Source organism: Stenotrophomonas sp. Steno-C17, from assembly GCF_056393165.1.
The window spans coordinates 287,561-297,602 of record NZ_JBWJPD010000003.1 but is presented as its reverse complement, the minus strand read 5'-3'; the positions used below and the strand labels follow the sequence as shown (position 1 = coordinate 297,602).

At 68.6% G+C, this 10,042-nt stretch carries 10 protein-coding genes; 4 read left to right on the top strand and 6 right to left on the bottom strand.

Features of this window, described 5'->3' with window-relative positions; all coding sequences use genetic code 11:
* Positions 1-351: 351 nt before the first annotated feature.
* The 4 genes from murU to AC06FA_RS04705 form a co-directional block, all read right to left on the bottom strand.
* A complete protein-coding gene (gene murU / locus AC06FA_RS04720) occupies positions 352-1,062 on the bottom strand; it encodes an N-acetylmuramate alpha-1-phosphate uridylyltransferase MurU (RefSeq protein WP_478067329.1) in 711 nt (236 codons plus the stop codon).
* A gap of 10 nt (positions 1,063-1,072) precedes the next feature.
* Complete coding sequence (locus AC06FA_RS04715; RefSeq protein WP_478067328.1) at positions 1,073-2,098, bottom strand: aminoglycoside phosphotransferase family protein; 1,026 nt, start codon at positions 2,096-2,098, stop codon at positions 1,073-1,075.
* Between the two features lie 53 nt (positions 2,099-2,151).
* Positions 2,152-2,421 (bottom strand): GlsB/YeaQ/YmgE family stress response membrane protein, encoded by a 270-nt coding sequence (locus AC06FA_RS04710; RefSeq protein WP_108748822.1) that lies wholly within the window; start codon positions 2,419-2,421, stop codon positions 2,152-2,154.
* A 70-nt stretch (positions 2,422-2,491) separates the two neighbouring features.
* Positions 2,492-3,985, bottom strand: coding sequence for a M20 family metallopeptidase (locus AC06FA_RS04705; protein WP_478067338.1), 1,494 nt, complete (start codon positions 3,983-3,985; stop codon positions 2,492-2,494).
* A 129-nt stretch (positions 3,986-4,114) separates the two neighbouring features.
* Between AC06FA_RS04705 and AC06FA_RS04700 the strand changes: the two genes are divergently transcribed.
* From AC06FA_RS04700 to AC06FA_RS04685, 4 genes are all read left to right on the top strand, one after another.
* Positions 4,115-4,510, top strand: coding sequence for a ComEA family DNA-binding protein (locus tag AC06FA_RS04700; RefSeq protein WP_234412307.1), 396 nt, complete (start codon positions 4,115-4,117; stop codon positions 4,508-4,510).
* 338 nt (positions 4,511-4,848) lie between these two features.
* The gene (locus tag AC06FA_RS04695) at positions 4,849-5,925 is read left to right on the top strand and encodes a L,D-transpeptidase (protein WP_478067327.1); all 1,077 of its coding nucleotides are present in this window, start codon (positions 4,849-4,851) and stop codon (positions 5,923-5,925) included.
* Between the two features lie 17 nt (positions 5,926-5,942).
* The gene (locus AC06FA_RS04690) at positions 5,943-6,656 is read left to right on the top strand and encodes a murein L,D-transpeptidase catalytic domain family protein (RefSeq protein ID WP_478067326.1); all 714 of its coding nucleotides are present in this window, start codon (positions 5,943-5,945) and stop codon (positions 6,654-6,656) included.
* Positions 6,657-6,678: 22 nt separating this feature from the next.
* Positions 6,679-7,284 (top strand): HutD/Ves family protein, encoded by a 606-nt coding sequence (locus AC06FA_RS04685; RefSeq protein WP_478067325.1) that lies wholly within the window; start codon positions 6,679-6,681, stop codon positions 7,282-7,284.
* A 170-nt stretch (positions 7,285-7,454) separates the two neighbouring features.
* On the opposite strand, the gene AC06FA_RS04680 is transcribed toward AC06FA_RS04685, so the two are convergent.
* Together AC06FA_RS04680 and AC06FA_RS04675 are read right to left on the bottom strand one after the other, a co-directional pair.
* Entirely contained in the window at positions 7,455-9,059 is a 1,605-nt protein-coding gene (locus AC06FA_RS04680; protein WP_478067324.1) for a sulfite reductase subunit alpha, read from the bottom strand.
* On the bottom strand, positions 9,056-10,027 hold the full coding sequence (locus AC06FA_RS04675) for an FAD:protein FMN transferase (RefSeq protein ID WP_478067323.1): 972 nt from the start codon (positions 10,025-10,027) through the stop codon (positions 9,056-9,058). Before AC06FA_RS04675 ends, AC06FA_RS04680 begins: the two co-directional genes overlap by 4 nt.
* Positions 10,028-10,042: the final 15 nt, after the last annotated feature.

Here is a 10,042-nt window from a genome sequence, read left to right as displayed (position 1 = left end):
GTCCTGCAAGCCCACACCGCCCCGCCTCTGACAGTTGGTTGGTGGCCTTGGAATTGGACCTTGGATCTGATGCGCGCGGCGTCTGGTAGGTGTCGACCTTGGTCGACACAGACGAGCGAGCGCAGCGAAGCGACCCGCTTTTGATTTTCTTTTTCTTTTCCGTGGCTGGACGCGCACGGAAATTGTCAGAGGCCGGGCGGGATGGGTACGCGGGGGTATCCGCGCCATGGATGGCGCGGCTAAGCCTCCACGGACGGATTCACGGCGTCCCCCGCGTACCCATCCCGCCCGGCCAAGCTTTGCAGTCGAGCAAGCTCGACTCGACCGACCAGGCGACCAGCCACGAGGGGCTCAGCCGTTGGCGGCCAACTCCGCGTCCAGCGCGTGCAGGCGATCTACGGTGCCGACGTCGGTCCAGCTCCCGCGATGATGCTGCCCCTTCATCAACCCCTGCGCCATGAAATGCTTCTGCAGCGGAACCACCGAGAACTTCGGCGGCACCCGCTCGCTGCCCGGCGCATCGCCGATCACGGTGCGCCAGTCGGCCACGATCGACGGCCGGTACACGCCGATGCCGGCATAGGTCAGGCACGGCCCCGTACGGTCGTGGTGCAGCAGGCCCTGGGCATCCAGGCGGTAGTCGCCGTTGGGGTGCTGCAGCGGGTTGTCCACCAGTACCAGGTGCGCTTCGCCGGCGGGCTCGCGCGGCAGCGTGGCGAAATCGAAATCGGTCCAGATATCGCCGTTCACGACCAGGAACGGGGCGTCGCCTAGGTGGGGCAGGGCGTTGAGGATGCCGCCGCCGGTTTCCAGCGGCGTCTCGCCTTCGTACACGAAGTGCAGGCGCAGGCCCCATTGGCTGCCGTCGCCCAAGGTGGCGGGAAACTGCTCGGCCAGCCAGGCAGTGTTGACCACCACCTCGCGCACGCCCAGCGCCGCCAGACGTTCCAGGTGCCAGACGATGAGCGGTTTGCCGGCCACCGCCAGCAGCGGCTTGGGCGTGTGCAGGGTCAGCGGGCGCATGCGCTCGCCCAGGCCGGCGGCAAAGATCAGCGCTTTCATCGCAGCGCCTTCAGCGGGCCACGCGCAGCGGCGCGGCGTGTTCGGCCAGCGCGGGCTTGATGCGCGTTTCCAGCAGCTGCTGCAGCGGCGCCAGTTCGTGGTAGCGCGGCAGCACTTCGTCCAGATAGGCGATGAAGCGCGGCACGTCGTCCAGGTAGTGGCCCTTGTTGTCGCGGTAACGCAGGCGGCTGAAGATGCCCAGGCACTTCAGGTGGCGCTGCACGCCCATCCAGTCGGCATCGCGCAGGAAGGTGGCGCGGTCGGGCACCGGCAGGCCTGCGGCCTGCGCGCGCTGGTGATACAGCGCCAGCCAGCCGTCCACGCGCGGCAGCGGCCAGCTCAGGAAGGCATCCTTGAACAGGCTGACCGCATCGTAGGCGATCGGGCCACGCACCAGATCCTGGAAATCCAGGATGGCTGGGCCGTCTTCCACCGGCATCAGGTTGCGCGGCATGTAGTCGCGGTGGGTCATCAGCTGCGCCTGGCCCAGTGCGTTGTCCATCAGGCGGCGCTGAACCAGCTGCAACGCTTCGGCTTCGCCGCAGTCCAGGTTGATGCCCAGGTGGCGCTGCAGGAACCATTCTTCGAACAGGCCGGCATCGCGCTGCAGCAGCGCCTCACCGAACTGGCCGAAATCGGCCGGCACGGCAATGGCCTGCAGGCGCAGCAGCTGGTCGATGGAGCGCTCGAACCAGGCATCGGCGTTGCGTTCGTCCAGCACCTTGGCCAGGGTCGGCCCGCCCAGGTCTTCCAGCAGCAGGAAGCCGGCGTCCAGGTCCTGGGCCAGCAGGCCGGGCACGCGCAGGCCGTGGTCGTGCAGCAGCGCGCGCATGCGCAGCCAGGGCTGCGGATCCTCCAGGCCGGGTGGTGCATCCATCACGATGTGGCTGCCGCGTGTGCTGGTGGTACGCCAGTAGCTGCGCAGGCCGGCATCGACCGAAGCGCGTTCGACCACCGCGTGGGCGTCGTCCAGCTGGGTGCGGGCCCACTGCAGGCGCTGCGCGCTGCGCTGGGGATCGGAAGCAGGTTCGGTCATGCAGGCAGTTCCGGGCGCGCTGGGCGCACCACGTTCAGGAAAGAAGGGGGAGATCAGCGGCGCGGACTGAACAGGCGCATCAGGGCCAGCACGGCCACCGCGCCGACCACCGCACCGAGGAAGCCGGCCGGTTCGCCGGGGCGGTACCAGCCCATGTACTGGCCGAACCACCCGGCCACCAGGGCACCGACGATGCCCAGCACGATGGTCAGCAGGCAGCCCATGCGGTTGTTGCCGGGCATGAAGAAGCGCCCGAGCAGGCCGACGAAGAAGCCGACCAGCAGGATGTACAACCAGCTGCTGCTGCCGAAAAGACCATTCATGCGCGTGGTTTCCGCTGGGGGTGGACGCAGCCTAGCAAGGCCAGGCTGCGTCCGTCACGGTGTGCCGGAATCAGCAGCAGCCGTGGTCGCCGTGGCGGGTGCCACTGTCGGCGGCCACCGGCGAACCGCTGGTCTCGCCGCGCAGGCTGGCAGCGTAGTGTTCGCTGATGACCTTGGACACGCAGGCGGTGACCTTCTTGCCCATCGGAATGTGCAGGAACTCGTTCGGGCCGTGCGCGTTGGAGTGCGGGCCGAGCACGCCGGTGATCATGAACTGCGCGCCCGGGAACTTCTCGCCCAGCATGCCCATGAACGGGATCGAGCCGCCTTCGCCCATGTACATCGCCGGCTTGCCGAAGAAGGCCTGGCTGGCATCGTCGATGGCCTGGGTCAGCCACGGCGCCATGGCCGGGGCATTCCAGCCGGTGGAGGCCTTTTCCAGGTCCAGGGTGACCTGGGCGCCGTTCGGCGGGTCACGCAGCAGCGCGTCCTTCAGCAGTTCGCCGCAGGTCTTGCCGTCGGCGGTGGGCGGCAGGCGCAGCGACAGCTTCACCGAGGTCTGCGGGCGCAGCACGTTGCCGGCCGATTCCAGCGGCGGCATGCCGCCGATGCCGGTGACCGACAGCGCCGGGCGCCAGGTGCGGTTGAGCACCAGCTCGGCCAGGTCGTCGTTCATCGGGCGCAGGCCGTCGACCATCGGGAACTTCTCGAAGATCTCGGTATCGACCACTTCGGCGGCACGCTTGGCCTGTTCCTGGCGCTCGGCGGGGATTTCCACGTTCATGCCGTCGATCAGGATGCGGCCGGTGTCCTGGTCTTCGATGCGCGACAGCAGCTGGCGCAGCAGGCGGAAGCTGGACGGGATGACGCCGGAGGCATCGCCGGAATGCACGCCTTCGTTGAGCACCTTCACGGTGAAGTTGCCGCCGGTCAGGCCGCGCAGCGAGGTGGTGCACCACAGCTGGTCGTAGTTGGCGCAGCCCGAATCCAGGCAGACCACCAGCGACGGCTTGCCGATGCGGTCGGCCAGGTGGTCGACGTAGGCCGGCAGGTCGTAGCTGCCCGATTCTTCGCAGGCTTCGATCAGCACCACGCAGCGGGCGTGCGGCAGGCCCTGGGCCTGCAGCGCCAGCACCGCCGCCAGCGAGCCGAAGATCGCGTAGCCATCATCGGCGCCGCCGCGGCCGTACAGCTTGTCGCCGCGCAATACCGGGGTCCACGGGCCGAGGTCGTCGTCCCAGCCGGTCATTTCCGGCTGCTTGTCCAGGTGGCCGTAGAGCAGGATGGTGTCATCGCCGGTTTCCGCGCCGGTGGCCGGAATTTCCAGGAAAATCAGCGGGGTACGGCCTTCCAGACGGACCACCTCGACCTTCAGGCCGGGCAGCTGCTGGGCCTTGGCCCAGTTCTCCATCAGGGTGACCGCCTGTTCCATATAGCCGTTCTGCACCCAATTGGCGTCGAACATCGGCGACTTGTTGGGAATGCGGATGTAGTCGACCAACTGCGGGACGATTTCGCTGTCCCACTTTTCATTGACGAATTGGCCGAGCTTGGCGCTGTCCATCTGAAACTCCGGTTGCATGGCTGATCCGCGCATTCTACGCCTGCGACGGGGGTAGGGTTTTTCCTACACGACGTCGGGTAGTTGGCTGGCTTTTAGAAATCCGTGAAACCGATAGGCTGTGCACATGTGGTGACGGACACTGTTTCGGCCGACGGGATTGCCGGTCGGGACGGCCAGAACCACAAGGAGATACACGTCGTGCCTTGGAGTGTCGTGTTAAGGGCGCTGGTGCTGGGAATGTGGATGCTGGGGGCGCAAGCCGCCGAGCCCATCGACATCAACCGGGCCGATGCCCAGGCGCTGCAGCAGGGACTGTCGATGGTCGGGGCCAGGAAGGCTGCGGCAATCGTCGAGCACCGGCGCACACACGGCCCGTTTCACCGCGTTGAGGATCTTGCGCAGGTGAAGGGGATAGGGACAGGAATCGTCGAACGGAATCGACAGCGGATCACCGTCGGCAACAGGCTGTTGCCCGCGGATCCGGTACCCGGATCGGTACCGGTGCGAACCGTACCGAGGCGATGACAAGAGGATCGTCGGAACCGGCAGGAGGCTGGTTCACCGGTCGCGGACAGGAAGGCCGTGACCACCGACCGTCGCACGGATGCGACACCAATCACCAGGATGGTGGCATCACAGACCTGTGGAAGGGGCTGAGATACAAACAGGACAGACGCGGCCGCGTGCAGGACGCAACGTCATCCCCATACCGCAGGACGCGGGGGATGGCAGCAGGCCGACAAGGACGTGACGATTGCCCGGTACGACACACGGTAGTGTCGCCGGGCAGTTTCTTTTTGTGCGCACGGCTGCGACGCGGCGATGGTGTAGCGTGGGGGCTCCCCATGGAATGGAGCCACCGGATGTCCCTTCATCGTCTTGCCTTGCCGTTGGCGCTTGCCTTGGCCTGCGCGGCCAGTACGGTCAGCGCGGCCACGCCCGCCGCTGCAACGGCCACTGCCCCAGCCAGTGCCGAGGTGCGCGGGCCGACCGATCTGAAGCCCGGTGAATACCTGTGGCACCCGGAAATATCGCCCTCCGGTCCGATCGTGCTGGTGGTCAGCCTGGATGAGCAGCGTGCCTACGTGTACCGCAACGGCATCGCGATCGGGCTGAGCACGATCAGCTCCGGCAAGACCGGGCACGAAACCCCGACCGGTGTGTTCACCATCCTGCAGAAGGACAAGGACCACCGTTCCAACCTGTACAACAGCGCGCCCATGCCCTACATGCAGCGGCTGACCTGGGATGGCATTGCCCTGCACGGCGGCAGCCTGCCCGGGCACCCGGCCTCGCACGGCTGCGTGCGCCTGCCGCAGGCCTTCGCGCAGAAGCTGTTCAGTGCCACCCAGCGCGGCGACACGGTGGTGGTGGCCGATGCCAAGAGCGCGCCGATGACGCTGGCCTATCCGGCAGTGCTGGCACCGGTCAATGCCAAGGGCCAGGCGCTGCCGGACGGTGAGACGGGCACCGCCGCGGCGGCATGGTGGAATGATGCGGCCGCGCCGGCCGGCCAGGTCGGCATCCTGGTCAGCCTGCAGGACCAGCGCCTGTATGTGCTGCGCGACGGGGTGATGATCGGCGAATCGCCGCTGCGCGCCGATGCGCTGCCGGCCTTCCAGGGCACCACGCTGTTTGTGATGGGGCAGGGCTACAGCGATACGCCCAGCCCGCTGGATGCGCAGCAGCGCCTGCACCAGTGGACCGCGTATCCGCTGCTGGGCCAGGACCGCGCACAGGCCACGCCCGACCTGCTGGCCACGCCGTCGCTGCCGATGGCGCTGCCGGCTGATTTCGCCCGCCAGCTGTACCAAGTGCTGGTGCCCGGCACGACCCTGCTGGTCACCTCGCTGCCGGCGGTACGCCCAAGCGCGGCTGAATCGGGCCTGCAGCCGGTGTTGGAATCGGAGCCGGCCGCGCCCACGTCGAAGAAGTCCTGAGTAGATTGCCGTCACCCATGAACGTTTCACGCACGTGCTGGCGGGCCGCTGGCGGCCTGCTGGCGATCCTGGCCGGTGCGGCGTCTGCGGCCACCCCGCCCGCCGTCGCCACCGCCAGCACCGAAGACCTGACCGCGCTGCTGGCACGCACCGCGCCCAATGCCGACCGCCAGGTACTGAAGCTGGCGGCAACGGCGTTGCGTTGTTCGCTGCAGCGACCCGAGCTGGGCGTCAGCGGCGAACGGCTGGCGGTGATCGACTACTCGCGGCCGTCCACCGAGCAGCGCCTGTGGGTGTTCGACCTGGCGCGGCAGCGGCTGTTGTTCGAGGAATGGGTGGCGCACGGGCGCAACAGCGGGGGCAATCGCACCGAACATTTCTCCAACCGCGATGGCAGCTTCATGTCCAGCATCGGTGCCTTCACCGCGAAGGAAACCTACATGGGCGGCAACGGCTATTCGCTGCGCCTGGATGGGCTGGAGCCGGGCTACAACGACCTGGCGCGTGATCGCGCCATCGTCATCCACGGCGCGCCCTATGTGAACCCGACCGTGGCCCGGCTGCAGGGGCGGCTGGGGCGCAGCCTGGGCTGCCCGGCGGTGCGCCTGTCGGTATCGCGGCCACTGATCGATTCGCTGCGCGGTGGCGCGCTGGTATTTGCCTACTACCCCGACCCGGACTGGCTGAAACATTCCAAGCTGCTGGCCGGTGGCTGTGGCGGCGCCGGCTGACGCACGCACCTACAATGCGGGCATGGACATCGATTCCCTGCTGCACACCCCGAGCCAGGTGATTTCCAGCCTGGACTACCGCCGCGAACGCTGGCGCAATGGCCTGGGCTGGACCCGCGAGATCCTGCGCCTGCCGGCGCTGGGCGACGACTGGGCGCTGCGCCTGTCGGTGGCCGAGATCGAGCAGGATGCCGCGTTTTCGGCGTTCCCGGGGGTGGAGCGCGAACTGGTGCTGCTGCATGGCAACGGCGTGCGGCTGCGCTTCGCCGACGGCCACGTGGCCGAGGTACTGCCGCCGCACGGGCGCGGGCGCTTTGCCGGCGAACAGACGTTGCAGGGGGAACTGGTGGACGGCCCCACCCACGATTTCAACCTGATGTGGCAGCGCGATGTGCTGCAGGCCGAGCTGCTGCACCGGCCGTTGGTGGGGTCGATGTTCTTCTTCTGCGAACCGGGCGTGGCCTGGGCGTTGTACCTGCTGGCCGGGCATGCCGAATTCGGTGCCGACAGTGGGTTGCCGCCGATGCAGGCCGGGGATACGGCGTGGTTGGCTGCCGGTGAGCGCCAGCGCCACGCGCTGCAGGGCGGCGGCGAGTTGTTGGCGATACGGGTAACGCGCGCAGGGTAACGCCGGGCCATGCGTGGATGGGGTCGTGGATGGGGTCAGAGCCCTTTCCTGCGGAAAGGGATCCGACCCCGCGGTGGGTTTCAATACACGTCGCGCCAGTAGATCCACGCCATGCGTGGATGGGGTCAGAGCCCTTGCCTGCGGCAAGGGATCCGACCCCGCGGTGGGTTTCAATACACGTCGCGGCGGTAGCGGCCGGCCAGCAGCAGGGCTTCCTTGCCGTCGGCACCCAGCACCTGTTCGATCACCGCATCCACTGCCGGGGCCATGCCCTGCAGGCTGCCACAGACCAGGATCGTGGCACCTTCATCGACCCAGTGCCGCAGCGTCGCCGCTTCGGCCAGCAACCGGTCCTGCACGTAGCGGTGCGCGCCGCCGTCGCGGCTGAATACCGTGTCCAGGCGCTGCAGCGTGCCGTCGCCCAGCATCGCCTGCAGCTCATTGCCGAAGTGGAAATCGTGCGCGGCCGAGCGTTCGCCGAACAGCAGCCAGGTGCGCTGCGCGCCGGCACGCGCGCGTTCGTGCAGGTGCGCGCGCAGGCCGGCAATGCCGGTGCCATTGCCGATCAGCAGCAACGGCACGTCGGCGGCCACGCCGTGGAAGTTCTGGTTGCGACGCAGCCGCAGTTGCACCGGTTCGCCGATGGCGGCGTGGTCGCACAGCCAGCCACTGCCGATGCCCGGTGTGCCGTCGGCACGCAGTTGGCGGCGCAGCAGCAGTTCCAGTGCGCCATCGGCCATTACCGATGCGATGGAATACTCGCGATGCGGCAGCGGCTGCAGTGCCGCCAGCAGGCCGGGAAGGTCGCCGCGTGCGACCAGGTTCGGCAGGTGCGAGCGGGCGACGCGGTCGAGCAGCACCTGTCCGTCGTCCAGCACCACCGCCGGATCGAAGCCGTTCGATTGCAGCCAGTCGCGCGTGCTGTGTGCGGCGTGCTGGGGGCCGACTTCGGCGATATCACCGGCCTGCCACGGCGCATCGCTGCCTGCAGGGGGCTGCAGGCGCAGCCAGTACACCGGTCCGCCCAGGCTGCCTGGGTTGAGATGCTCGCGCTGCAGCAGCGTCCATGGCTGGTACTCGGCCGGGCTCCAGTCGGGCAGTTCGCTGGCGCCGCCGCCGATCTGCCCCAGCAACTGCTGCCAGTGGCGCAGCGCGGCCGGGTCGGCGTTGTCGACCTCCACCACATCGAACATCGGATGGGCGCCGTGCTGGCGCAGCCAGGCATCGAGCTGGTGGCCGAAGGCACAGAAATGCCCATAGCTGCGGTCGCCCAGGGCCAGCACGCCGTAGTGCAGGTGGCCCAGCGTGGGCGAAGCGCTCATCGCGCCACGCAGGAAGGGCAGGGCATGGTCGGGGGCATCGCCTTCGCCGGTGGTGCTGGCGATGAACAGCACGCGCGTACTGTCGGCCAGCAGCGGGCCATCCACTTCATGCAGGCCGCGCAGGCGGACCGGCAGACCAGCCGCGCGCAGGGCCTCGGCGCTGCGTTCGGCCATCTCGCGGGCGAACCCGGTCTGGCTGGACCAGACCAGCAGCAACGGCGTGGCACCATCGGCGCTGCGGTCGTCGCGCGGGCGGCCACGCCACCACAGCACCGCGCAAGCCAGCGCATACAGCGCCACGGCGATCAGCGCGACGAGCCAATGCCGTGGCGTCGGTGCGCCCTGCCACCAGGTTTCGCCCAGATGCAGGCGCAGCAGGGCGACGGCGGCGGCGACCAGCAGCGCCAGCACCAGCAGGTTTCCCAGCTGCGCGCGCGAAGGGCGACGGCTCATGCGGCCTGCTCGTCGAGCAGGCGCAGGAAAGCGCCGCTCAGATGTTCCTGTGCACCGTGCGCGGTGCGCTGCAGATAGCGCACGGCCAGACCCTCGCGTTCGGCCAGCGCCATGCCGGCGGCCTGGCCGAGCACGGTGAGCGCGGTGGCCCAGGCATCGGCGTGCATGGCGTCGTCGGCCACCACGGTCACGGCCGCGGCGACCTGGCGTACCGGCATGCCGGTGCGCGGGTCCAGGCTGTGGCTGTAGGCCTGGCCATCGGTGCTGTACTGGTGCCAGCGGTCGCCCGATGTGGCCACCGCCTTGCCGTGCAGCGCGAGCACGCGCGGTGGCGTGTCGGTGCCTGCATCTTCTTCCGGCGCCGATTCCACCAGCACGCGCCATGGTTGGCCGTCGGGCTTGCGACCGTAGCCCACCAGCTCGCCGCCCACTTCGATCAGCGCTGCTTCGATCTGCTGGCTGCGCAGCCACGCGGCGACATGATCCACGCCGAAGCCTTTGGCGATCGCCGACAGGTCCAGTTCCAGCCCGCCGGGTTGCAGCAGGGCGTCGCCCTGCCAGTGCAGGCGCTGCCAGCCGCAGCGTTCGCGGGTGGCCTGCAGCACATCGGTGCTGGGCAGCGAGCGGGGGCCGGCATGTGCGCCGAAGCCCCACAGCGCCACCAGCGGCCCCACCGTCGGATCGAAGGCGCCGTCACTGGCCGCGGCGATGGCCTGCGCACAGGCCAGCACCTGGCGGGTTTCAGCCGGCAGCACGCAGTACTGGCCTGCTGGCGCGCGGTTGTAGCGGCTCAGGTCGGAAGCGGGTTCCCAGGTGCTCATCTGCGCGACCACATCGTCCAGGCGGGCCTGGATGCCTGCATGCAGCGGGTGCAGGTCGCGCTGGCGTGGCGCAACCAGCGAAACGCTCCAGGTGGTGCCCATGGTGGTGCCACCCAGGCGGGCGATGTCGAGCAGGGTATCGGTCATGTCAGGCGGTGCAGG